Below are 22,466 nucleotides of genomic sequence, written 5' to 3'. Positions count from 1 at the left end.
GCGAGGACACGCAGGGGCCCACGGCCTGTTGCACAGCCCTCCCGTCGTCCCGGACCTCGACGCACACGTCGCCCGGCCCCGCGGCGAGACGTCGGCCCCGGCCAGGGCATCGCCCGGGAGACGGGGAGGGCGAAGGGCAGCCCGTCGCCATCTTGAAAGGGGTCGGCAGCGCGCCGCACCACCTCCGGCAGAAGAAGATCCGGTGCGGAGGGACGTATGCACATGCCTGTGCCTGTGCGTGGTGTCGCGAGACGCGCCACCTGCCCCGGAGGCGACGGCGACGCCGTAGGACCGCTCGACCGGCCGGCACCCCGTGCACCACGCAGCCGGGGGTGCGTATGTTCCTGCTGGCGCGGGTGCCGGCGTAGGTGGAGAGCCGGGTGCTGCCGCCGGGGATCACGACGCCGACCCGCCTGGTGGCCGAGACGCGGGCCAGGAGACGGCCGGAGCTCGTCGACCCGCCGGCGTGGGCGCGCAGGTTCGCGATGGGGCGGCGGTCAGCCGTCGGCGGGCTCGCCGTACCCGCCCCCGCCGGGGGTCTCCACGACCAGGACGTCACCGGGCGCCACGTCGGCCGAGTCGCAGCCCGCCAGCGGCGTGGTGCCGCCGTCGGCGCGCTCCACGCGGTTCGACCCCAGGGCGCCCGGACGGCCGCCCGCCATGCCGTAGGGCGGGACGCGCCGGTGGCCGGAGAGGGTGCTCACCGTCATCGGCTCGCGGAAGAGCAGCCGGCGTACGGTGCCGTCGCCGCCGCGCCGGCGGCCGGCGCCGCCGCTGCCGGGGCGGACGGCGAACTCCTCGACCACGACGGGCAGTCGCAACTCCAGTACCTCCGGGTCGGTGAGCCGGGAGTTGGTCATGTGGGTCTGCACGGCGGAGGCGCCGTCGAAGTCCGGGCCGGCGCCGGCGCCGGAGGCGACGGTCTCGTAGTACTGGTGGCGTTCGTTGCCGAAGGTGACGTTGTTCATCGTGCCGCTGCCCTCCGCCTGGGCGCCGAGCGCGGCGTAGAGCGCGCCGACGACGGCCTGGGAGGTCTCGACGTTGCCGGCGACGACGGCCGCGGGGTGGCGCGGCGCGAGCATCGAGCCGGGGGGCACGACGATGTCCAGGGGGCGCAGGCAGCCGTCGTTGAGGGGGATGTCCTCGTCGATGAGCGTGCGGAAGACGTAGAGCACCGCCGCGTACACCACGGCCGTGGGCGCGTTGAGGTTCGTCGCCGACTGCGGGGAGGTGCCGGTGAAGTCGATGACGGCCGACCGCCGGGCGCGGTCCACCCGCACGCGGACGGCGATCACCGCGCCGGAGTCGGTCTCGTAGCGGTACGCGCCGTCGGAGAGGCGGCCGACGGCGCGGCGGACGGCCTCCTCGGCGTTGTCCTGGACGTGGCGCATGTACGCCTGGACGACGTCGAGGCCGAAGTGCCCGATCATCGCCGCGACTTCGTCGACGCCCTTGCGGTTGGCGGCGATCTGGGCCCGCAGGTCGGCCAGGTTGGTGTCCGGGGCCCGGGACGGGTACGGGGCCGAGGTCAGCAGCCGGCGGGTCTCCGCCTCGCGGAACCGGCCGTCCTCGACCAGCAGCCAGTTGTCGAAGAGCACGCCCTCCTCCTCGATCGCGCGGCTGCCGGCCGGCATGGAGCCGGGCGTCAGCCCGCCGATCTCCGCGTGGTGGCCCCGGGAGGCGACGAAGAACAGGATCTCCGGATCCCCGGCCCCGTCCCGCTCGTCGAAGACGGGGGTGACGACGGTGACGTCGGGCAGGTGGGTGCCGCCGTGGTAGGGGTCGTTGACGGCGTACGACTCGCCGGGCCGCATCGTGCCCGCCCGGCGGCGGACGACCTCTCGGACGGCGGTCCCCATCGAGCCCAAGTGGACGGGGATGTGCGGGGCGTTGGCGACGAGGCCGCCCTCGGGGTCGAACAACGCGCAGGAGAAGTCCAGCCGTTCCTTGATGTTCACCGACTGGGCGGTCGCCGCCAGCCGGGCCCCCATCTGCTCGGCGACCGACACGAACAGGCTGTTGAAGATCTCCAGCATGACCGGGTCGGCCCGGGTTCCCACGTCCGCCCCCGGCGGCGGCGCCGCGCGCTCGACCAGCAGGTGCCCGGCGTCCGTCACGCGGGCCCGCCAGCCGGGCTCCACCACCGTCGTCGCGTCGGCCTCGGTGATGACCGCCGGTCCTCGCACCTCCGTGCCGGGGCGCAGGTGCCCGCGCTCCCGCAGCGGGACGTCCCGCCACGCGCCCTCGGTGTGGAGCCGGGCGGTGGCGGGCCCGGCCGGGGCGTCGGCCACGGCGGGCGGGCCGAGGTCCGGCTGCTCGGTGAGGCCGGTGGCCTCGACCGACAACGCCTCGACCACGACGGGCCGTTCGAGGAGGAACGAGTACATCGCCCGGTGCGTCGCCTCGAACTCCTCCCGCATGGCCCGCTCTCCGCCCAGCGCCACGGTCACGGCGGTGTCCGTGCCGTCGTAGCGCAGCCGGGCGCGGTGGGCGACCCGCACGCGCTCGTCCGGCACGTCCTCGTCGCGGAGCACGGAACGGGCCTCGTCCTCCAACTCCCGTGCCACGGAATGGACATGGTCCATGTTCCCCCCGTCCAGGGGGAGTTCCACCGGCCGCTCCCGCAGGGTCGTGGTGTCGGCCAGGCCGATGCCCAGCGCGGACAGCACCCCCGCCATGGGCGGTACGAGGACGGTGCGGACGCCCAGCAGGTCCGCGACGGCGCAGGCGTGCTGGCCGCCCGCGCCGCCGAAGGTGGCCAGCGCGTACTCGGTGACGTCACGGCCCTTCTGCACGGAGATCCGCTTCACCGCCGCCGCCATGTTCGCCACGGCCACCCGCAGGAACCCCTCGGCGACCTCCTCGGGGGAGCGCCGGTCGCCGGTGCGGGCGCGGATCTCGTCGGCCAGCTCCGCGAAACGGCGGCGGACGATGCCGCCGTCCAGGGGCTCGTCCCCCCGCGGCCCGAACACCCGGGGAAAGAAGCCCGGTTGGATGCGGCCGAGCATCACGTTCGCGTCCGTGACGGTCAGCGGGCCGCCGCCGCGGTAGCAGGCGGGGCCGGGCCGGGCCCCCGCCGAGTCGGGGCCCACGCGGTAGCGGCCCCCGTCGAAGTGCAGGACGGAACCGCCGCCCGCGGCGACGGTGTGGATGTCGAGCATGGGCGCCTGCAGCCGGACCCCGGCCACCCGGGAGGTCACCACCCGCTCGAAGGCGCCCGCGAAGTGCGACACGTCCGTCGAGGTGCCGCCCATGTCGAAGCCCACCACCTTCTCGAAACCCGCGAGGCGCGCCATGCGGGCCATGCCGACGATGCCGCCCGCCGGACCGGACAGGACGGCGTCCTTGCCGCGGAAGTGACCGGCCTCGGCCAGCCCCCCGTTGGACTGCATGAACATCAGCCGCACCCCCGGCAGCCGGTCCGCCACCCGCCCCACGTAGCGGCGCAGCACGGGGGAGAGGTAGGCGTCCACGACGGCCGTGTCGCCCCGCGGCACCAGCTTCAGCAGCCGGCCGGCCTCGCTCGACAGCGACACCTGCGGGAAGCCGGTGCGCCGGGCCAGCTCCCCGACCGCCTCCTCGTGCGCCGGGTGCAGCGGGCTGTGCAGGCACACCACCGCGACGGCCCGCACGCCCTCGTCGTGGGCGCGCCGCAGGTCTCCGGCGAGGCGGTCGAGGTCGGGCGGGCACAGGACCTCGCCGTCGGCCGTGACCCGCTCGGACACCTCCACCACCCGCTCGTACAGCACCTCCGGCAGGACGATCTCCCGGTCGAAGAGCCGCGGCCGGTCCTGGTAGGCGATGCGCAGGGCGTCGCGGAACCCGCGGGTGATCACCAGGGCGGTGCGTTCGCCCCGGCGCTCCAGCAGGGCGTTGGTGGCGACCGTCGTGCCCATGCGCACCGTCTCGACCGCGCCGGGCGGCGGTTCCCCGCCCTCGCGCAGGCCGAGCAGCCTGCGGATGCCCTCGACGGCGGCGTCCTCGTAGCGCGCGGGGTCCTCGGAGAGCAGCTTGTGGGTCAGCAGGCGGCCGTCCGGGCGCCGGGCGACGATGTCGGTGAAGGTCCCGCCCCGGTCCACCCAGAACTGCCAGCCGCGCGCCATGCCGTCCCCTTCCCGCCGTCGGTGCGTCCTCAGCTTGGCCCGGACGGGGCCGCGCGCGGCGCACCGGCGGGCCTCGGGAGGGGGCGTTGCGCCGTTCGGGCCCGGGGCGGTGGCGCGGACGGCCCGGCCGCGTAGCGTCGGGACCGTACGGGAGGAGACGCCGGTGACCGAGGACAGCGGGCCGCGCCGCCCGCCGCGGCGGGTCTACGAGAAGGAGCTGCGGCGCCTCCAGACCGAGCTGGTCAAGCTCCAGGAGTGGGCTCGCGCCGAGGGCGCGCGGCTCGTCGTGGTCTTCGAGGGGCGGGACGCGGCCGGCAAGGGCGGGGTGATCAAGCGGGTGACCGAGCGGCTGAACCCGCGCGCGGCACGGACCGTCGCCCTGCCGGTCCCGACCGAACGGGAGCGCACCCAGTGGTACTTCCAGCGCTACGTGGAGCACCTCCCGGCCGCCGGCGAGATCGTCCTCTTCGACCGCAGCTGGTACAACCGCGCCGGCGTCGAGCACGTCATGGGCTACTGCACGCCGGAGGAGCACGCCCGGTTCCTGCGCCAGTGCCCCGTCTTCGAACGGCTCCTGGTCGAGGACGGCGTCCTGCTGCGCAAGTACTGGTTCTCGGTCAGCGACGAGGTCCAGGAACGGCGCTTCCGCAAACGGCTGGAGGATCCGGTGCGGCGCTGGAAGCTGTCGGCGACGGACCTGGAGTCCCTCACCCGCTGGGAGGCGTACTCCCGGGCCAAGGACGAGATGTTCGCGCTCACCGACACGCCCGAGGCGCCCTGGTACGTCGTGGAGAGCGACGACAAGCGGGCCGCCCGCATCAACATGATCGCCCACCTGCTCTCGACGGTCCCGTACCACGAGCCGCCGCGGCCCGCCCTCGAACTCCCGCCCCGCCCGCCGTCCACGGGCTACCGGCGGCCGCCCCGGGACACCCAGAGGTACGTGCCGGACCACGCCGCCGGGCTCGCCGAGTGAGCCGCGTCTCACCGCCCTGGGCACCCTTGCCTATGAAACGAGTTGCATAGAGGATCCGTCGCATGGCGCTCGACCACGCGATCCTCGTCTCCCTGCTGGAGAAGCCGGGCTCCGGCTACGAGCTCGCCCGGCGGTTCGACCGGTCCATCGGCTACTTCTGGACCGCCACCCACCAGCAGATCTACCGCGTCCTCAAGAGGATGGAGCGGGAGGGGTGGGTCACCGCGCGCGAGGTCGCCCAGCGGGGCCGGCCGGACAAGCGGCACTATGCGGTGTCGGAGGCCGGACGGGCCGCGCTCTCGGCCTGGCTGCACGAGCCGATCGAGCCCGAGAGCGTCCGGCACGACCTCGCCGTCAAGATCCGCGGGGCGGCCTTCGGCGACCGGACCGCCCTCCTGCGCGAGGTCGAGCGCTACCGCCAGGTGCACGCCGCACGGCTGGCGCACTACCTCGCCGGCGAGGAACGCGACTTCACCGGGCCCGGCGCCCCCGGACGGCAGGACGCCATGGGGGAGCTGCAGCACGTGGTGCTGCGCGGCGGCATCGCGTACGAGCGCATGACGCTCGCCTGGCTGGACGACGTCCTCGCCACCCTCCACCGGATCAGCTGAACGCCCTTCTTCGCCTCCCACCCCGTACCGGAAAGGCGGTCCACCATGGCCGACCCGCTGCTCTTCAACCCGCGCACCTACGACCCGGCGCACTTTGACCCCGAGACCCGCAGGCTGCTGCGCGCCACCGTCGACTGGTTCGAGAGCCGCGGAAAGCGCAGGCTGGTCGAGGACTACCGCTCCCGTGCCTGGCTGGCGGACTTCCTCGAATTCTCCGCGAAGGAAGGGCTGTTCGCGACCTTCCTCACCCCGGCCTCCGCCGCCTCCGGCCACCCGGACAAGCGCTGGGACACCGCCCGCATCGCCGCCCTCAACGAGATATTCGGCTTCTACGGCCTCGACTACTGGTACGCCTGGCAGGTCACCATCCTCGGCCTCGGCCCGGTCTGGCAGAGCGACAACGCCGCCGCCCGCGCCCGCGCCGCCCGACTCCTCGACGAGGGCGAGGTGTTCGCCTTCGGCCTGTCGGAGAAGACCCACGGCGCCGACATCTACTCGACCGACATGCTGCTGGAGCCCGACGGCGCCGGCGGCTTCCGGGCCACCGGCTCCAAGTACTACATCGGCAACGGCAACGCCGCCGGCCTCGTCTCCGTCTTCGGCCGCCGCACCGACGTCGAGGGCCCCGACGGCTACGTCTTCTTCGCCGCCGACAGCCGCCACGAGGCGTACCACCTGGTGAAGAACGTGGTCGACTCCTCCAAGTACGTCAGCGAGTTCCGGCTGGCCGACTACCCGGTCCGCGCAGAGGACGTCCTGCACACCGGACGCGCCGCCTTCGACGCCGCCCTCAACACCGTCAACGTCGGCAAGTTCAACCTGTGCACCGCCTCCATCGGCATCTGCGAGCACGCGATGTACGAGGCCGTCACCCACGCCCACAACCGGATCCTCTACGGCCGCCCGGTCACCGCCTTCCCGCACGTGCGGCGCGAGCTGACCGACGCCTACGTCCGCCTCGTCGGCATGAAGCTCTTCAGCGACCGCGCCGTCGACTACTTCCGCACCGCCGGCCCCGACGACCGCCGTTACCTGCTCTTCAACCCCATGACGAAGATGAAGGTGACCACCGAGGGCGAGAAGGTCATCGACCTCCTGTGGGACGTTATCGCGGCCAAGGGCTTCGAGAAGGACACCTACTTCGCCCAGGCCGGGAGCGAGATCCGCGGCCTGCCGAAGCTGGAGGGCACGGTCCACGTCAACCTCGCGCTCATCCTGAAGTTCATGGGCAACCACCTGCTGGCCCCCGTCGACCACCCGCCCGTGCCGACGCGGCTCGACGCGGCCGACGACGCGTTCCTCTTCCGGCAGGGCCCGGCCCGCGGCCTGGGCTCGGTGCGCTTCCACGACTGGCGCCCCGCCTACGACGGCCATGCCCACCTGGCGAACGTCGCCCGCTTCCGCGAACAGGCCGACGCCCTCTGCCGGTTCGTCACCACGGCCGCCCCCGACGAGGAGCAGAGCCGCGACCTCGACCTGCTGCTGGCCGTCGGGCAGCTGTTCGCCCTCGTCGTGCACGGGCAGCTGATCCTGGAACAGGCCGCCCTGACGGGGACGGACGACGACGTGCTCGACGAGCTGTTCGCCGTGCTCGTCCGCGACTTCTCCGCCCACGCCGTCGAACTGCACGGCAAGGACTCGGCCACCGAGGAGCAGCAGTCCTGGGCGCTGGGCGCGGTGCGCCGCCCGGTCGTCGACGCGGCCCGCTCGGCGCGCGTGTGGGAGCGGGTGGAGGCGCTGTCGGGGGCGTACGAGATGGCGCCGTAGGAGGCGCGGGAGAGCGGCGTGTCCTTTCCGATCGTCGGAGGTTAGTGCAAGCGGACCGCGCGGGCGGTCCGCGCCCGGAGGGGCGCACGACCGGGAAGAGGTCGGTCGTTCATGATTCGTGGCTCCAGGGTCCTGGCCGCGCTGGCACTGTCGGCGATCACCGTCTGCGGCGGCGCGAGCGCGGCCTCGGCGAGCGGAGGCGAGGAGATCGTGGGCAGTGTCCTGTCGGTGGTCGGCAGCAGTAGCAGCACGGGACACGCCAACCAGTGCGGGGCCCCCATCGCCGGCGTCGGCGTGAAGTCGGCGTGCGGGGCCCGGCACGTCCACCGGGGCGGTGAACGGCCGGGCGGCGAGCGCGTCACCGGCGGGCCGGCGTCCAACGTCGCCTCCTGGAACGCGACGGGCCACAGCAACAACTGCGGCAACCCCAACGGCGGCGTGTTCGCCGAGTCGACCTGCACCACCGAGGACATCGAGCACGGTCACTGACGGGACGTCAGAAGCTGCCGGTGCGCCGGGGGAACCAGTCCTCCATGCCCCCTTCGCGGTGGATGTCGAGTGTGGCGCAGTGCAGTCCGCCGCCGAAGGGGGCCACGTCCCAGAACGGGACCGGGACGACCTCGAAGCCGAGCGCGCCCAGTTGTTCGATCTGGGCGGTCTCGCTCGCCTCCACGCAGACCGTCCCGGGGTCCAGGACCAGGACGTTCATCGAGAGCCAGCGGCTGCAGGCGGACAGCGGCGGCGCGGCCGCCCGCCGGGGTTCGGCGGCCTGGACGACCTGCCAGTCGTTGGCCTTGAAGTGGTCCAACAACTCTGCCTCGGCGGGGCGTTCGGCACAGTGCAGGACGAGCCCGGGACGCAGCGGCACCCAGGTGGCGTCGATGTGCATCGGGTGCGCGTTGCCGAACACCACCTCGTGAACCCGGTGTTGGGGCAGGTGCTGCCGCAGCCAGCGGATCCCCGCCCGGTTCGTGGCCAGCGACCGCTGCACGAACAGGTCCTTGCCGCAGCGGGCGATGTCGGCGGCGTCGAAGAGCGGCTCGGCCTCCGTCAGGAGCAGCTCGCCGCGTACGGCGCGCGCGACCCGCTCCTCGGGCGGCAGCGCGTCGTAGGCGTCCCAGAAACCCTCGTGGTAGGAGGCGTCCGTCAGCCGGGGTTTGGGGGCGGCCTCCCAGCGCATGGCGGGGTCGGCGCGGAAGTACGACTCGATCAGCGGCCGGTGGGCCAGGTACTCGAACCAGCGGCTGCGGAAGGACATCGTCGCCTCCAGCAGTTCGTTGCCGATCGTCACCAGGACGTCCCGGACCGGCATGGCGCCGAACATGCTCGGCTGCGTCCACTCGGGGGTGGCGACCGGCCGGCCGAAGTCCAGCGGCCGGGGCCGGTCGACCCGGATGCCCCGGCCTTCGAGGACGCGGGCGAAGGCGTCCAACTGGGCGTTGGCCGCGTCCGTCATGTCCGCGGGCAGGGGCCCGTACGTGCCGCGGGGGAAGCCCTCCCGCGGCCAGTCGCGGAACACGGCCGGCTCGGGCGCCTGCACCATGGTGCCGTCCGCCCGGCCGACGATGACGTGCTTGAGCGGGTCCCACTCGTTCCAGGAACTGACCTTCACCGATCCTCCCGGGGGCCGTGTGGCTGCCCAGTGTGGACCCGGGCGGCCGGGTCCGGGGAGGGGCGGCGGGCAGGTCCCGTACGCCCCCTCCGCCCGCCCGTGCACCAACTCGTGCGGGAACAGGCGCCATTGGGCCGCCGAAGGCCCGGGCGTCCGGAAGGATGCCGTTGCCGGCGCCGGGCCGGGGTGACCGAGGAGGGTGGAGCGTGCAGCGATTGAGGGTGTGGGCGCGGAGGTGGGGGAGCGTCGCCGTGGCCGTGGGGCTGATGATGGCGGGAGCCACGGGGGCGTCGGCGGGGGAGCGGGAGGAGAGAGCGACGGTGAACTGCCTGGGGATGAACACCATTGATTTCGCGCCCGGGTTGAGTGTCCTGCCCAGGAAGACACGGATCGGCGGGACGGGCGCCTACCGCTGCACGTCCACCGTCCCCGGCCTCACCTCGGCGCGTTCCGTGATCCACGGCGGCGGGACGAACGGCTGCTTCACCTCCGACGCCACCACGGTGGAGACCGTCACCTGGAGCACCGGCGAGAGGAGCGTCGTGGTCTACCCGCTGGGGAATGTGACGCAAGTCGCGGGGCAGGCCGTGGTGTTGGTCATGGGAACGGTGGTGTCGGGGAAGTTCCGGGGGAGGGCGGTCGCCTCTCCCGGCGTCCAGCTCACCCTCGACGTCCCCGCCTGTGCCACGGCCGGTGGGGTGCCGAGCATCACGGGCCCTTCGGCGCTGCTGATTCCCTGACCTCCGCGAGCGACCGGCGGCCGTGGCGGGCCACCTGGCCGAGGACATGGGCGACATCTTCCCGGGTGCTGGCGGGATTGACGGTGCACATCCGGAGCACCGTGGCTCCCCGCACCCGGGTGGTGAGCAGCAGGGCTTCGCCCTCCGTGCAGACCGCCCGGCTGATGAACTCCTGCGCGCGGTCGGCGTCCCAGCCGGGCGGCACGTCCGCCGGGTGGTAGCGGAAGGTGAGGACGGCGAGGCCGGGCGGGGTGACCAGCCGCAGCTCCGGGTGGGCGGCGATCAGGGCGGCCGCGTGCTCCGCCAGGTCCATGCCGTGGTCGATGGCCTGCCGGAAGGCCCGCGCGCCGAAGGTCTTCAGCGACAGCCACAGCTTCAAGGCCCGGAGTCCCCGGCTCTGTTGGGGGCCGTGGTCGGAGAGGTTCACCTCGGCTCCCCGGGGCGCGGTGGGGCCGAGGTAGTCGCTGTCCAGGGCGTGGCGGGTCAAGTCGAAGGTGGCGCGCAACAGTTCCGGGCGGCGCAGCAGCACGCACCCGGTCTCGTACGGCTGGAAGAGCCACTTGTGCGGATCGACGGTGAGGGAGTCGGCGCGGCACAGCGCAGGACGCAGCCCGTGGCCGCGCTCGGTGGCGGCGGCCGCCGCGCCGTGGGCGCCGTCGATATGGAACCAGAGCCCTTCCCGCGCGCAGAGGTCCGCCAGGGCGTCGAGGGGATCGACGGCGCCGGTCCCGGTGGTGCCCAGGGTGCCGACCACGGCGAACGGCCGCAGGCCGGCGGCCCGGTCGGCGGGGACGCGCCGGGCGAGGTCCGCCGCGTCCAGCCGGAGGGCGTCGTCGGCCGGTACGACGGAGAGCTGGTCGCGGGTGAGGCCGACGAGGTGGGCCGCGCGGGCGACCGAGGGATGGGCCTGGGTGGAGCAGTAGAGGCGGGCACCGGTCCGGTCGTCGCCGAGCAACCGGTCGCGGGCGACGGCCAGGGCGGTGAGGTTGGCCGCGGAGCCGCCGCTGACGAACAGGCCGCCGGCCCCCTCCGGGAGCCCGAGCAGCGCCTTGAGCCAGTCCAGAGTGGTGAGTTCGAGCTGGGTGGGCCCGGCCCCGACGAGCCACGCTCCCGGCACCGACAGGTGGGCGGCGGCCAGGGCGTCGGCGAGCACGGCGGGGAAGTTCCCGGTGGCGGGGGTGAAGGCGAAGCTGCGCGGGTGGTCGAGCCGGGTCGCCTCGGCGAGGGCGTCCCGGGTGACACGGTCGAGGACGGCGCACAGGTCGTCGGTGCCGTCCTCGGGCAGCGGCTCGTCCAGGACGGCCCGCAGGGCCTCGGGCGGGGGCACGCGGAGGGGCGGGCGGTCGCGCACGCCGGTGAACCGGGCGACGACGAGGTCGATCGCGTGCCGGCCCGCCGCGCGCATGGGCTCCTCGGCCAGCCGGAGCAGCGGCGGCGCCGGCTCCTCGGGCCCGGTCGCGGTCCGGTCGCGGAAGGCGGCCGTCCAGACCCGCGCGCCGAGGGGGAGGCGGGGCCGGGGTTCGAGGCCGGCGACGGGGTGCGCGAACTGGAGCAGGGCGAGCTCCTGGCCGGCGGTGACCGGACCCGGGCGGGCGATGACCCACCACAGGGCCTCGTCGTCGCCCAGCCCGGCGAGGTCGGGAGGCGCGGGCAGCGGGCCGTTCGCCGTCCGGCCGTCGTGGCGGTAGCGCCCGGCCGGCGGGAGCGCGCGCACCGTGGTGTCCTCGGCGGCGTGGACGACCAACTGGCTCGGCCGGCGGTGGCCGGGCGGCAGCGCCCGGGACACGGACGGGGGCAGCGCGGGCAGGAGGAAGGAGAGGACGTGCAGCCCGAGGGACGGCAGCAGCCCCGCGGCACGCTCGGCGGCCTGGACGAGCGAGACGACCGTCTGGAAGCGGGGGTTGACCTCGACGGCGAGGAGCCGTCCGCCGTCCTCGACGAGGTCCAGGCCGAAGACGCCCCGGAAACCGAGGCCGCGCAGCACCTCGCCCACGCGGCGGGCCGCGTCGCGCGCCTGAGCGTACAGCCCTTCCGGCAGGTCGCCGGGGCCCACGAGCTGGTTGCCGCAGTGCTGGCCCCAGGAGGCGGCGAGCTCCGGCAGCCCCACCAGTTGGTGGGAGACGGCCGAGACGACGGTCCGGTCCGGCCCGGCGCAGGCGCTGACGGTCAGGGAGATCCCGGCGGCCCGGCGGCTCAGCCGCAGGGGCTCGTTCGGCCAGGCGGCGAGGCAACGCTCCAACTCGGCGGGGGAGTTGACGGGGACGGTGCCCCGGCCGATGAGGTTGTTGTGCCGGCGCTGGACCACGGCCCCGGGCCACCGGTCGTTCCAGTACGCCCGCGCCGGGGCCCGCCCGGCCGCCGGGACGACCACGGAGGGCGGGGCGGGCACGCCCGCCGCCGAGAACAGCTCCAGCACCCGGATCTTGTCCGCCGCCCGGGCGGTGACCCCGGGCTCCGGGGCGAGCAGCAGATAGCCGTGGGCACGGGCCCAGTCGTGGACGTTCGTGCCGTGCTCGGGCGCGAACGAGACGCAGACGCGCCGCGGGCCCGGAACTCCCCGTGGCGCTCCGGGCGTTGGTGCGGGCACGGGGTGCCAGGCGGAGACGGGCTCATGGCGGAGCCAGGGCGGTGCCGGGCCGAACGACGCGCTGACGAACGGGCAGTGGTCCAGCCACACGGCCTCGTCCAGCAGGCCGTCCAGGAGCCGCAGACCGGTCCGGAGGTCGATGCCCTCGATCTCGTCGACGGCCGGCGTGGCGATGCTGTGCGGGTGGTCGCTCAGCCGGTGTCGCACGCCGGATCCTCCCGCGCGAAGTGGAGTTGCCGCAGCGACGCGCCGCCCGGTACGCACCGCCGGCAGATCCGCGCGTGATGACGGCGGTTGCGGAGCTGGGCGCCCCGCAGGGCGGCCGCTCCCGGGTGGACCGCCGCGAGGGCCGGGACGTCCGGGGGAAGGGCCCGTACGGCGCGTTCGAGGGCGCGCAGGCGACGGACCATGAGGCGATGGTCCCGGTTGAACGCCCCGGAGAACCCCGGAGGCATATGGGGAGGCGTCATGGTGGGCCGGACCTCGTCCCGGTAGACGGCGGCGGGGAGGTCCGCGGCGTACTCCATGGCGGCGGTGGCGGCGTCGTACAGCCGGCGCAGCCCCTCCAGGTCGTGGAGGAGCGCGGGCCAGGCCGCGGCCCGCGCGGCGGCCAGGGCGTCGTCCAGGCCCGCGTTCATGGCCGTGAGCAGCAGGTGGAACGCCTGGTGCCCGAGCTTCCAGCGGCGCAGCGGCCCCGGGAGGCCGCCGACGGGCTCCGTGCCGAACGACGCGCCGGGGCGGGCGGCCACCGCACGGGCGGCGAGGCCCATCCCTGCGGCGAGGGCGGTACGCTCGTCCTCCGCGAGGCCGGTGTGCGGCAGGTCGGCGGTCACGGCCGCGACCACGGGCGCGGTGCGGACCGGCCCCGGTGACCTGAGCAGTCCGAAGTACCGGTCGTACGCGGCGTCGTGGACGGTCACCGGGCCGCCTCGGCGAGCCGCTCCACGCGGTCGTGCAGGACCTCCACGTACGGTTCGCTCTCCGGCTTCATCAGGGCGCTGCGCAGGACGCGGGCGTCGCCGAGGTCCGGGACGACGGCAGGGTGGCGGCCGGTGAACGCGTCGGCGCCGACGCGGGTCACGCTGAGGAAGACCGGGTTCTTGCCGTCCTCCATCCCCTGTCGCATGACCTCCTGCGACGCCGCGTCGACGCGGGAGAGGGCGGCGGGCTCCGTGCGCGGGTAGTACGTCACGATGTCCAGCTCGGGGGGCTGGTAGAGCTCCAATGCCCCGGAGGTGCCGAGGAGTTCGGCCCAGCGCAGGGCGGCTCCGCGCCCGGCGGCGAGCACGCCGCCCAGGCCCCGCCGGGTGAGCGGCAGGAGCCGCAGGGTCAGCCACAGGGCGGCCGCGGCCGCTCCCGAGCGGGAGCATTCCAGGCTGATCTCGCCCAGGTGCGGCCGGTCCGAGGTGAAATAGGTGTAGGGGGAGTCGTGGCGGAAGAACCGGGCCGTGCCGGGGTCCGCGAACAACACCGCGCCGCAGCCGTAGGGTTGGAGGCCGTGCTTGTGCGGGTCGATCACCACGGAGTCGCAGTCCGCGACGGCCCGCAGCGCCCGGCCCGTGTCCCGCTCCAGGAGCGGGTCGTCGGCGAGGAGCACGAAGAAGCCGCCGTACGCGGCGTCCACGTGGACGCGGGCGCCGAAGCGCCGCGCCAGCGGGACGATGCGGTGCACGGGATCGACGGCGCCCAGCGCGGTGGTCCCGGTGGTGGCGACCACCGTTCCCACGTCACCCGTGGCCAGCAGCGCCTCCAGCGCGGTGACGTCCATCCGCCCCCGGTCGTCCACCGGCACGCGGTGCACCCGGACGCCCAGGAGGTGGCACATCCGGGCGTGGGTGTAGTGGCCTTCGGCGCTGACGGCGACGGAACGGCCGGGACGGCTCTCCCGGGCCACGAAGAGAGCCTCCAGGTTGGCCGTCGTGCCGCTGCTGGTGAGATGCCCCAGTGGCTCCTCCAGCCCGGCCATGGCAGCGAGTTGACCGACCACCTCCTCCTCCATCGCGGAGGTGGCGGGACCGCCGTCCAGGGCATGGTTGTTGGGGTTGACGAGCATCGCGGCGAGGTATCCGGCGACGGCGGCCGGGTGCGGGGGCTTGAGCATCTGCCCCGCGTATCAGGGGTGGAAGAAGGGGTAGCTGCCGTGCAGCCGGGACAGCAGCTCGTCGAACGCGGCGGCGCAGGCCCCTTCGTCGACCGCCGTGGCCGGATGGGCCGCGTACTCCTCGTACGAAGCCGCCCACGCCTCGAAGGCGTCGACTCCGCGCTCCAGCCAGCGTTTCAGCTCCATGCCCGCCCCCCGGCGCCACGGCCCGCCCGACCGGTCAACCGTAGCCGGGAGGCACCGGCGCGTCCCGGGATCGGCTGCCCCTCACCCGAAGGGGACGTTCCGGGCCGGGGCGCCGATGCGGCCGGTGCACACGCCCCGGGCCCGTCCGGCCGCCCGGGCGGGCGGGCCCGCGCGCTCCGGCCGCCGGGAGGTCAGTAGGGTTCCGGTATTGCGCAAGCAATAAAATGGCACGGGAGCGCGGCGCGGCCGCGGACGGAGCAGTAGCGGAGGAAGTCGATGGGTGTGCCCCTGACCAAGGGCGGCAACGTCTCGCTGAGCCGGCAGGTGCCCGGTCTGACCGCGGTCACGGTCCAGCTGGGCTGGCAGGCGGGGGCCGGATACGACCTGGACGCCAGCGCGTTGCTGTGCGGCGGGTCCGGGAAGGTGCTGTCCGACCGGCACTTCGTGTTCTTCAACAACCTCACCAGCCCGGACGGTTCGGTCCGCCACGAGGGCAGCGGCGGCGACGGCGAGCGGATCCAGGTGAACCTCGCCGCCGTCCCCGCCGACGTGGAGAAGGTCGTCTTCCCCGTCTCGCTGTACGAGGCGGAGCAGCGGCGCCAGAGCTTCGGGCAGGTGCGCGCGGCGTTCGTCCGCGTCCTGAACCAGGCGGACGGCCGGGAGATCGCCCGCTACGACCTCGCGCCCGACGGTCTCGGCGGCGAGACGGCGCTCGTCTTCGGCGAGCTGTACCGGCACGGCGCGGAGTGGAAGTTCCGTGCCGTGGGCCAGGGTTACGCCTCCGGGCTCGCGGGCATCGCCACCGACTACGGTGTCGACGTCCTGCGCGAGACGCCCGGCACGGCGCCGGCCGCGCCCGCACCCGCACCCCAGGACATGCGGAAGGCCGCGGCGGCCCCGGAGTTCGCGGCGCCCGCGGCCCCGGTGCCGTCGGCCCCGCCCGCCACCCCGGCGGCTCCCGCGCCGACGCCCACCGTCGTCATGCCGCAGCCGCCCGCCGTCGCGGCCGCGCCGCCCGTGCCCTGCTTCTTCGACCCCGGGCACGGGCCGGGCGCGATGACGGTGACGTACTCGCCGCAGTGGGGCGCGCCGCGCCCGGTCCAGGCGTGCGGCGGCTGTGCGCAGCGGGTGCAGACGACGGTGCCGCCGTTCTACGCCCAGCCCGTGCAGGGGCAGCCCGTGGTCGCGCAGCCGCAGCAGGGCCAGGGCTACCCGGACCCGCAGCCCCGGCGCCAGGGGCCCGGCTGGGGCGGGGTGGCCGCGGCGGGCGCGGCGGGTCTGGTCGGTGGCGCGCTGCTCAACGAGGCGTTCGACGACTGACGCACGGCACGTCGTGCCCGGCCGTCGCCCCGCGGGGGCGAACGGCCGGGCGCGGGCGCGTCATTGGCCTTCCGCGACGACGATGACGTGGTCGCCGTCGCCGAGGGCGAGGGGCGCCGTCCGGGACGGGTTGAGGTGGACGCCGTAGCCGGGCGGGGTGTCGCGTTCGCCGCCGAGGCGGTAGCCGATGGCGGTCTCCCCGCGCCGGCGGGCCGCCTCGATCACGGTCGTGAAGTCGGCGGTGAGGCCCGGGCGCAGGTAGTGCGGCGCGGGCTTGAGGTGGATCTCGGATCCCTCGGGGTCGAAGAGCGCGGTGAGGACGCCGTAGAGGTCCTTGTTCTCGGCGAGTTGGGTGAGCAGCAGGCTGATGAGCCGGTTGCTGACGATGAAGTCGTCGGCCTTGGTGACCTGGGCGACCTCCCGGTTGCTGTCGTTGTTCATCTCCGAGACGATCGAGTAGGGGTCGCCGAGGCGCACCTCGATGTCGCGCAGGTGGAGGAGGGTCAACAGGGTGCGGTTGTCGGCCTGTTCGGCGTCGACGGTCTCGTCGGACAGGACGAGGACGCGCTGGTAGCCGCCGGGCTCCAGAGCCTCCAGCGACGGCCTGCTGGTGGGAGAGCAGCGCTTGTGGCCGAGGACGAGGTGGCGCGGGGGCCGGTCGCGGTGCGTGACGGGGCGGCGGGGCGCGGCGATGTCGAGGGTGGAGCCGGGCCGGACGAAGTCGTCCAGCAGCTCGATGATCTTCGGGGCCCGGGAGTTCCAGCCGATCATCAGGGTGCGGTCGGGGGCGGAGCGGTGGGCGGGGGCGAGGACGACGGCCGCCTCGGTCACGGGCGGCGGGGCGTCGGCGAGTTCCACGAGGACGTCGTCCTCGGCGATGAGGATGACCTCGTCCCGGGCGGTGACGACGGTGTCCATGGGCGGGTTGACCTGGATGCGGCCGGTCTCGTCGCGGATCCCGATCGGGACGCCGCGGCGGTAGCGGTGCAGGACCTCGCCGTAGGAGAGGCCGGCGAGGGCCGGCTCGCGGCGCAGGTAGATCTCGTTGCCGAAGAAGCTGAGCAGCTCGTTCCAGACGGCGGACAGGCCGGACTGGCGGTGGGACTGGACGACGAGGCGCACGGCGAGGTCCTCGGCGTCGACGACCAGTCCGCCCTCGCCGGCGGCGAGGCGGGCGGCGGCCAGGTTGGGGGAGTCCTGCACGGCGGCCACGACGGGGGGCCGGGGGCCGGACCAGGGGCGGTTGTTGAGCACCAGCAGGACCTTGATGACGGCGGTGTCGCGTTCCTCGCCGAAGGACGGCAGGACCATGACGGCCTTGGCCGTGTCGGGGCTGGCGAGCTCCAGGTCCGCCTGTTTGAGGGGGTTGCCGGAGCGGCAGATCACCTGGGTGCGGCCGGTCCCGGGCACCCGCGCCCGGATCTGCTCCTCCATGTCGACCTTGTCGTGGTCGGCCAGGACGACCACGCACGAGCGGCGCTCGCTCTGGTTGGCCTCGACGAGTTCCGCGATGACGGTGAAGATCTGGTCCGACCAGCCCAGCACGACGGTGTGCCCGCGCTCCAGGACGCGTGAACGGCCCTTGCGCAGCCGCTGGATGCGCTGGTCCAGGCCGGTGGTCAGGACACCGATGAGCGCGCTGACGATGAAGATCCCGCCGATCGTCACCGTCAGCATCAGCCCGAGGAAGACCGGGCCGCCGGTGTCGCCGCCCATGGTGCCCGGGTCGAGGGTGCGCAGCAGGCTCATCCAGGCGACGCCCGGCCAGCCGCCGTTGGCCTCGGTGTCGGAGTCGGTGAACAGCGTCACGGCGGTCGCCGTGGTGGCGATGAGCACCACCGACGCCAGGGCCAGCCAGCCGATGAGGGCCGGCGTGCCGCGGTCCATGGTGCTGTCGAACCAGTACCGCAGCCGTTCCCGCCAGTTCACGCGCATCACTCCGGTCGTCGTCCACGTCGTCGTCCACGTCGTCGTCCAAGGGAAAGGGTTGCCAGGTTACGCAACTGTGCAGGTCCCGTACGGACGGTGGCGGAGCAGGCCGGTCAACGGGCGCCGGAGCGTGTCCGGTTACGGCCAGTGAAGCGATGACATCACGCCACTTTGCCTGATCTCGACGGTGCCTCTGGGGCCCGACAATTGGCCGAAACATACGGGCTTGTCCGGCGTCCGGCTGCGCCGTGGAAGGGCGCGTCACCCTTCGTACCCGCGGGTAGGACGAGGTCATCGTCGGGATCCGGCCGTCAAACCCGCCGAACGTCCCCATTGTGAGGGACCTGGCTTGCGCCGGGCGATGTGCGCCGATTCGGATCTCGCCAGTCGCTTTCGCCCGGTTGGACGGGCCGTGGGTGGCGTGCAAGCATCCCGCCGTGATCTACAAATGGCCCATATGCAACGTATCGGCCGCGCAACGCGTCGTTCACGACGACGTCACGCCGGAGGGCCCGTCGATTGACATCATCGGTGGGCCCGTGGCGGTGTAGCCCGTACGCCGGCGCGCGACGGTGGACGCGAAAGGAGCGCGGCGCCTGGAGGACCGACCATGAATCACCGGAATCCGTCCGCGGCGTCATGGAGTCCTGGACGCTCCCGCTCCGCATGGCGAAGATCACACAGGCGGGGAGCATTGCGCCGCCCGCCCGGGGGAGAACCGTGTCCGTCGGCAAAGGTGCCACTGTCCGTCACGGGCCATGAACCCGTGGTCATTTTCCCGTCAGTCTCGTGAGAGAGGCGTATCCCTGGTGAATGCCGTTGTGAACCTACCGGCCAACTTATCCTTCAACGTCCTCGGGCCGGTGGCGGTGTCGTCCACCGACGGTCCCCTCCCGCTGGGTCCGGCCCGTCAACGCGCGGTGCTGTCGGCCCTGTTGCTGGCGCCGGGGCAGGTGGTCGGGGCGGAGCGGCTCACGGAGGCGATATGGCCGGCGGGCCCGCCCGGCAACGCGGTCGCCAGCCTCCACAGCTACGTCTCCCACCTGCGCCGCCAGCTGGAACCGGACTGCCCGCCCTGGGGGCGCAACCGCATCCTGCGCCGCGAGCCGCAGGGCTACGTCCTGGCCGTCGAGGCGGACCGGGTGGACGCCCGCCGCTTCGAGGACCTGCTCAGGGAGGGACGGCAGCTGCTGCGGGAGGGCCGCTACCCGGAGGCCAGCCGGGTCCTGCGCACCTGCCTGGACCTGTGGCGCGGTGCGCCGTACGCCGAACTCGGCGACTACGAACCGGCCGTGTGCGAGGCGGCGCGCCTGGAGGAGCTGCGCCTGGCGACGCTGGAGGCCCTGTGGGAGGCCGAACTGGCCTGGGGCCACGACTATGTCACCGCCATCGCCGAACTGGGCGCGCTGAGCGCGAGGTTTCCCACCCGCGAACGGCTCGGCTGGCTGCTGATGGTGGCCCTGTGCGAGGTGGACCGGCAGGCGGAGGCGGTCGCGGTGTACAACCGCATCCGGCGGGCGCTCGCACAGGAGCTGGGGGTGGACCCGGGCCGCGAACTGCGGTCGCTGTTCGCCCGGATCCTGCGGGACGAGTCCGTCGGACGGGCCTGCGTGGCGGCGCGGTGACGGCTGCCGGGGGACGCTGCAACCGCCCCCCGGCGAGCCCTCGGCGGCCTCCGTGCCGTGCTAGTGGATCCGCCGGTCGTGACCGGCCCAGTAGGGCTCCCTGAGCCGGCCCTTCTGGACCTTTCCGTTGCTGGTCCGGGGCAGGGCGTCCCGGAAGTCCACGGACGTGGGCGCCTTGTACCGGGCCAGCTGCTGTTTGCAGTAGGAGATGATCTCGTCCGCGGTGGGGCGGGCCCCGTCCGCGGGCACGACGAGCGCCTTGACGGTCTCGCCCCACCGCTCGTCCGGCACCCCGATGACGGCCGCCTCGGCGACCGCGGGATGGCCGAGGAGGCAGTCCTCGACCTCCACCGAGGACACGCTCTCGCCGCCGGTGACGATGACGTCCTTGACGCGGTCGAAGAGGGAGAGGTGCCCCTCCCCGTCGAAGGACCCCACGTCGCCGGTGCGGAACCAGCCGTCCTCCAGCGCGGCCGCGTCCGCCCGCTCGTCCCGCCAGTAGCCGTCCAGCACCATGTTGGAGCGCGCCAGCACCTCGCCGCGCGGCCCGCTCCGCAGCCGCACGCCCAGGGCGGGAGCGCCGGCCCGCGTCAGCCCCGCGTCGCCCGTGTCGCCCGGCAGGCGGCGGTTGAAGGTCAGCAGCGTCGTCTCGGTCAGGCCGTAGACCTGGAGGAACTCCCAGCCCAGCTCGTTCTCCACGCGCGAGACCAGCCGCTCGCTCACCGGCGCGCCCGCGCACACCACGCGCACGCGGCCCCGGCCGGGGATCTCCCCGGACCAGTCGCGGGCGGCCTTCAGCACCGCGTCCCACACCGCGGGGGCGCCGAACGCCAGCGTGACGCCGTGCTCCTGGACCCGGCGCAGGATCTCGGCCCCGTCGATCCGGCGGACGACGACCTGCTTGGCGCCGAGCCCGGCGAGCAGGAAGGGCACGCCCCAGCCGTTGCAGTGGAAGGTCGGCAGGGTGTGGAGGTAGACGTCCCCCTCCCAGATCCGGGCGTGGACGCCGAAGGTCATCGCGTTGAGCCAGATGCTGCGGTGCGTCAGCGCGACGCCCTTGGGACGGGCGGAGGTGCCGGAGGTGTAGTTGAGGGTCGCGACCGCGTTCTCGTCCGGACGCGACCAGGGCCGCGGGGCGACGTCGGACCGCATGACCTCCGTCTCGGTCTGCTCGCCCAGCACGAACCGCTTCGGCACGTCGACGGAGCCCAGGACCGCCTCGACGTCCGGGTCGACGAAGACCACCGAGGCGTCGCACTGCCGCAGGATGTACGAGATCTCCTCCGGCGCCAGGCGGTAGTTGACCGGCACGCAGACGCGTCCGCTCGCCGTCACCGCGTACAGCAGCTCCAGCAGCCGCGCCGAGTTGGGGCTGACGACGGCGACCCGTTCGCCCTCCCCGATCCCCAGCGCGTCGAGGCCGGCCTGCCACGCCCGTACGCGCCGCAGCGTCCCGCCGTAGGTGGCCGGCGGCAGCGCGGCGGCCGGCTGGTGCGGTTCGTCGACAAGTGACGGGCGGGCGGCGGCCGTTGCCCCGGCGCGGTCGAGGAAGTCGGCCGTGGTGAGCGGAACGAGCATGAGGGGTCCTCCGGAGGGAGTCCATGGAGAGGGGGCGAGGGAACCGGGGGCGGTCAAGGGCCCCGTGCGCGGCGGACGCTGCGGTCGCCCAGGGCCCGCGCCGTCGCCTGAGACGCCCATAGTGGCACTTGCGGTCCGCATCCAGAAAGCCTCGGTCCCGCGGCGCCAAGTTGTCTCCAAGAAACCATCAAGAGCGGTCGGCGACGATGCGACGACACCGCGGGCCGCTCCTTGGCCGAGCCGTGCTCGGACACCGGCGACGGGCCGGTTCCCCAGGTCCCGCGGTGCGCACGGCGACGAGGTCGGGAGAGACGATGGGCAACGAGCAGCCGCACCTGGCGACCACCTGGGCGGCCCGCGGATGGGTCGAGGAGGACGGCATCGGCAGCGCCACCCTGGGCCGCCTGGTGCGCGCCTGGCCGCGCCGGGCCGCGGTGGTCAACAAGGCCGACATCCTGGACGAGTGGGCCGACTACGACGCCGGCGTGCCCGACTACCCGCTGGAGATCGTGCCGTTCGCCGAGCACCCCCTGTTCCTCGCGGCCGAACCCGAACAGCGCCGGAGAGTGCTCACCGGCATGTGGATCGGCTACAACGAGCGCGTCATCGCCACCGAACAGCTCATCGCCGAGCCCGCCTTCGACCTCGTCATGCACGGGGTCTTCCCCGGCAGCGACGACCCGCTCATCCGCAAGAGCGTCCAACAGGCCGTCGTGGACGAGAGCTTCCACACCTACATGCACATGCTCGCCATCGACCGCACCCGCGAGCTGCGCAGGATCAGCGAACGTCCGCCCCAGCCCGAGCTCGTCACCTACCGGCGGCTGCGCCGGGTCCTGGCCGGCATGCCGGAGAAGTGGGAGCGCGACATCGCCGTCCTCGTGTGGGGCGCGGTGGCCGAGACCTGCATCAACGCCCTGCTGGCGCTGCTCGCCCGGGACACCTCGATCCAGCCCATGCACGCCCTGATCACCACCCTGCACCTGCGTGACGAGACCGCGCACGGCTCCGTCGTCGTGGAGGTCGTCCGCGAGCTGTACGCCCGCATGAACGAGCAGCAACGGCGTGCCCTGGTGCGCTGCCTGCCGCTGGCCCTGGAGGCGTTCGCCGAACAGGACCTGTCCGCCCTGCTGATGGAGCTGAACGCCGCCGGCGTCCGCGGCGCCGAGGAGATCGTCGGCGACCTGCGGGCCACGACCGGCGGCAAGCGGCTCGTCCGCGACTTCTCCGGAGCCCGCAAGATGGTCGAACAGCTCGGGCTCGACGACGCCGTCGACTTCGACTTCCCCGAGCGGCCCGAGTGGTCGCCGGTGCGGTAACGCCCCTTTCTC

General features: G+C 73.8%; 15 protein-coding genes and 1 pseudogene. 8 read left to right on the top strand and 8 right to left on the bottom strand.

What is annotated here, in order from left to right:
• Nucleotides 1-497: 497 nt before the first annotated feature.
• Nucleotides 498-4,103: a hydantoinase B/oxoprolinase family protein gene (locus tag AC230_RS07335; RefSeq protein WP_049715230.1), complete on the bottom strand. Its 3,606-nt coding sequence runs from the start codon at nt 4,101-4,103 to the stop codon at nt 498-500.
• A 163-nt stretch (nt 4,104-4,266) separates the two neighbouring features.
• Between AC230_RS07335 and ppk2 the strand changes: the two genes are divergently transcribed.
• From ppk2 to AC230_RS07315, 4 genes are all read left to right on the top strand, one after another.
• On the top strand, nt 4,267-5,079 hold the full coding sequence (gene ppk2 / locus AC230_RS07330; protein ID WP_049715229.1) for a polyphosphate kinase 2: 813 nt from the start codon (nt 4,267-4,269) through the stop codon (nt 5,077-5,079).
• Nucleotides 5,080-5,141: 62 nt separating this feature from the next.
• Nucleotides 5,142-5,690: a PadR family transcriptional regulator gene (locus tag AC230_RS07325; protein WP_049715228.1), complete on the top strand. Its 549-nt coding sequence runs from the start codon at nt 5,142-5,144 to the stop codon at nt 5,688-5,690.
• 45 nt (nt 5,691-5,735) lie between these two features.
• Nucleotides 5,736-7,457 (top strand): acyl-CoA dehydrogenase family protein, encoded by a 1,722-nt coding sequence (locus AC230_RS07320; RefSeq protein ID WP_049715227.1) that lies wholly within the window; start codon nt 5,736-5,738, stop codon nt 7,455-7,457.
• Between the two features lie 111 nt (nt 7,458-7,568).
• Nucleotides 7,569-7,946, top strand: a complete 378-nt coding sequence (locus AC230_RS07315; RefSeq protein WP_049715226.1) for a hypothetical protein — start codon at nt 7,569-7,571, stop codon at nt 7,944-7,946.
• A 7-nt stretch (nt 7,947-7,953) separates the two neighbouring features.
• Here the strand turns inward: AC230_RS07315 and AC230_RS07310 are convergent, their stop codons facing one another.
• The gene (locus AC230_RS07310; protein ID WP_049715225.1) at nt 7,954-9,069 is read right to left on the bottom strand and encodes a serine/threonine protein kinase; all 1,116 of its coding nucleotides are present in this window, start codon (nt 9,067-9,069) and stop codon (nt 7,954-7,956) included.
• Between the two features lie 206 nt (nt 9,070-9,275).
• On the opposite strand from AC230_RS07310, the gene AC230_RS07305 reads away from it, so the two are divergent.
• On the top strand, nt 9,276-9,809 hold the full coding sequence (locus tag AC230_RS07305; protein ID WP_049715224.1) for a hypothetical protein: 534 nt from the start codon (nt 9,276-9,278) through the stop codon (nt 9,807-9,809).
• Here the strand turns inward: AC230_RS07305 and AC230_RS32925 are convergent.
• Genes AC230_RS32925 through AC230_RS34470 form a run of 4 tightly spaced genes read right to left on the bottom strand, consistent with a single transcriptional unit; the run spans nt 9,778 to nt 14,683 of the window.
• Nucleotides 9,778-12,603, bottom strand: a complete 2,826-nt coding sequence (locus AC230_RS32925) for a pyridoxal-dependent decarboxylase (protein ID WP_053161069.1) — start codon at nt 12,601-12,603, stop codon at nt 9,778-9,780. The two genes, AC230_RS07305 and AC230_RS32925, sit on opposite strands and share 32 nt — an antisense overlap.
• Entirely contained in the window at nt 12,588-13,316 is a 729-nt protein-coding gene (locus tag AC230_RS32920; protein ID WP_049715223.1) for a hypothetical protein, read from the bottom strand. The genes AC230_RS32925 and AC230_RS32920 overlap by 16 nt, the downstream gene beginning before the upstream one ends.
• A complete protein-coding gene (locus tag AC230_RS07290) occupies nt 13,313-14,497 on the bottom strand; it encodes a pyridoxal phosphate-dependent decarboxylase family protein (RefSeq protein WP_338399784.1) in 1,185 nt (394 codons plus the stop codon). Before AC230_RS07290 ends, AC230_RS32920 begins: the two co-directional genes overlap by 4 nt.
• A gap of 12 nt (nt 14,498-14,509) precedes the next feature.
• Nucleotides 14,510-14,683, bottom strand: a complete 174-nt coding sequence (locus AC230_RS34470; RefSeq protein ID WP_338399783.1) for a hypothetical protein — start codon at nt 14,681-14,683, stop codon at nt 14,510-14,512.
• A 276-nt stretch (nt 14,684-14,959) separates the two neighbouring features.
• Between AC230_RS34470 and AC230_RS33500 the strand changes: the two are divergent.
• Nucleotides 14,960-15,505, top strand: a pseudogene (locus AC230_RS33500) (TerD family protein); the annotation flags it as partial.
• Between the two features lie 558 nt (nt 15,506-16,063).
• Here AC230_RS33500 and AC230_RS07280 read toward each other — a convergent pair.
• On the bottom strand, nt 16,064-17,932 hold the full coding sequence (locus tag AC230_RS07280; protein WP_241833123.1) for a CASTOR/POLLUX-related putative ion channel: 1,869 nt from the start codon (nt 17,930-17,932) through the stop codon (nt 16,064-16,066).
• An 809-nt stretch (nt 17,933-18,741) separates the two neighbouring features.
• On the opposite strand from AC230_RS07280, the gene AC230_RS07275 reads away from it, so the two are divergent.
• Nucleotides 18,742-19,557 carry an AfsR/SARP family transcriptional regulator gene (locus AC230_RS07275; protein WP_198535467.1) on the top strand — a complete coding sequence of 272 codons (816 nt, stop codon included), beginning with the start codon at nt 18,742-18,744 and terminating at the stop codon, nt 19,555-19,557.
• 60 nt (nt 19,558-19,617) lie between these two features.
• On the opposite strand, the gene AC230_RS07270 is transcribed toward AC230_RS07275, so the two are convergent.
• Nucleotides 19,618-21,135: an AMP-binding protein gene (locus AC230_RS07270; protein WP_049715219.1), complete on the bottom strand. Its 1,518-nt coding sequence runs from the start codon at nt 21,133-21,135 to the stop codon at nt 19,618-19,620.
• 314 nt (nt 21,136-21,449) lie between these two features.
• On the opposite strand from AC230_RS07270, the gene AC230_RS07265 reads away from it, so the two are divergent.
• The gene (locus AC230_RS07265) at nt 21,450-22,454 is read left to right on the top strand and encodes a 4-aminobenzoate N-oxygenase (protein ID WP_049715218.1); all 1,005 of its coding nucleotides are present in this window, start codon (nt 21,450-21,452) and stop codon (nt 22,452-22,454) included.
• Nucleotides 22,455-22,466 lie beyond the last annotated feature (12 nt).

It is taken from the genome of Streptomyces caatingaensis, assembly GCF_001187435.1.
Classification (GTDB): domain Bacteria; phylum Actinomycetota; class Actinomycetes; order Streptomycetales; family Streptomycetaceae; genus Streptomyces; species Streptomyces caatingaensis.
The sequence above is the reverse complement of the archived record's forward strand: the minus strand, read 5'-3'. Positions and strand labels throughout refer to the sequence as shown.

Coding starts and splice junctions, on each gene's coding strand:
- AC230_RS07325 (WP_049715228.1), top strand. CDS start 5,142: ATGGCGCTCGACCACGCGATCCTCGTCTCCCTGCTGGAGAAGCCGGGC.
- AC230_RS07270 (WP_049715219.1), bottom strand. CDS start 21,135: ATGCTCGTTCCGCTCACCACGGCCGACTTCCTCGACCGCGCCGGGGCA.
- AC230_RS34470 (WP_338399783.1), bottom strand. CDS start 14,683: ATGGAGCTGAAACGCTGGCTGGAGCGCGGAGTCGACGCCTTCGAGGCG.
- AC230_RS07290 (WP_338399784.1), bottom strand. CDS start 14,497: ATGCTCAAGCCCCCGCACCCGGCCGCCGTCGCCGGATACCTCGCCGCG.
- AC230_RS07335 (WP_049715230.1), bottom strand. CDS start 4,103: ATGGCGCGCGGCTGGCAGTTCTGGGTGGACCGGGGCGGGACCTTCACC.
- AC230_RS07320 (WP_049715227.1), top strand. CDS start 5,736: ATGGCCGACCCGCTGCTCTTCAACCCGCGCACCTACGACCCGGCGCAC.
- AC230_RS07315 (WP_049715226.1), top strand. CDS start 7,569: ATGATTCGTGGCTCCAGGGTCCTGGCCGCGCTGGCACTGTCGGCGATC.
- AC230_RS07265 (WP_049715218.1), top strand. CDS start 21,450: ATGGGCAACGAGCAGCCGCACCTGGCGACCACCTGGGCGGCCCGCGGA.